The 1,457-nt window shown below is 40.1% G+C and carries 1 protein-coding gene; it reads left to right on the forward strand.

The features are described 5' to 3' along the window. Window positions 1–1,457, forward strand: a 1,457-nt coding sequence (locus DWX62_RS21200; protein WP_243636290.1) for a hypothetical protein, incomplete at both ends; no start/stop codon positions are given.

Raw genomic sequence — 1,457 nt, forward strand, 5'->3', positions numbered from 1 at the left:
ATTATAATTGGACTATCAGCTATTCTCTATTTTACAGGTTGTTATAACAGGGAACAGACCCCTCGCCTTAGTGAGGCTGAAAAGCTAATGCAGAACAACCCGGATAGTGCATTAGCAATACTACAAAAACTCAAACCAGAAGGCAACCGGGCTGAACAGGCCAGATATGCATTGCTCTATTCCGAAGCTTTGGAAAAAAAACAAATGAAAGTTACTGACGATTCATTGATCCGCCAGGCTTGGCAATATTATAAACATTACCCCAAAGATTTACGTCACCAGTGTAAAACTCTATATTATTGGGGAAGAATTAAATTACGCACAGGTGATAAACCGGGAGCATTACGTCTTTTTCTCAAAATAGAAGAGAAACTGACAGATACCGATGAATCTTATTACAAAGGGCTTTTATACAGACAGATCGGTGAAGTATATTATAAACAAATGAACTACAGCCGGGCATATCATTATTTCCACGAAGCCAGAAATAATTTCCGCCAATCGGGTGATATCCAGGAGGAGACAAAGGCAACCCTTGACATGGCAGCCGCTACTTTTCACTCAAAAGATATAGAAAAAGCAATAAGGCTGTATTCGGCGGCTCTTGACTTGGCCGATGAACATAATAACAGTAATCTGATAGAAGTCAGCCTTACTAATCTTGCATCACTATATGTGATATCCAAACGGCATATATCCAATGACCTGTTACAGCGAATCGAACTTTCCGCCCGACAGGATACGGTATATGGATATCACACATTGACAGATGTAAGTCTTTTGAAGAATCATATAGACAGTGCACGGTATTATCTGGAGCTTGCAAAGGCGCACACTACTGATATTTGCGACATGGCAGAACTACAATACACTGCATACCATATCGAAGCGCAGGCTAAAAATTTTGAAAAAGCAACGGACAATGTACATCGCTATATCTACTTGAACGATTCAATAATGCGCTCAAACATGCAATTCTCCGCCGGTATGGTCGAGCGGGACTATTTTAAAGAGCGAACAAAATTCGCCCAATACAGAATGAAAAACCGGACTGTCTGGGAAATAGCTATAGCAGCCGCTACCTTTTTTATTATTGGAATTGCCTGGTATATCGTCCGCCAACGTTTACGCATGCAACGTGATCGTACCAACCATTATTTGTTATTGACAGAGAAAGCCAATTCCGAGTACAAGGCTCTTACTGAACGCGTGAAAGAACAGCAGACTACGGAAAGTTATTTAAGAGGATTGGCTGCTTCACGCTTTGACATTGTCGATAAACTTGGAAAGACCTACTATGAACGTGAAAATACAACATCGCAACAGTCAGTCATATTTAATGAAGTAAAGCAGATAATTACAGATTTTGCAGAAAGCAATGAAATACTGCAAGAATTGGAAAAAATCGTAAACACTTGTCATGACAATGCCATGTACAAGCTCAAGGAAGATTTTCC

The organism is Bacteroides sp. AF20-13LB (assembly GCF_003603065.1).
In the GTDB taxonomy this organism is placed as follows: Bacteria; Bacteroidota; Bacteroidia; order Bacteroidales; family Bacteroidaceae; genus Bacteroides; species Bacteroides uniformis.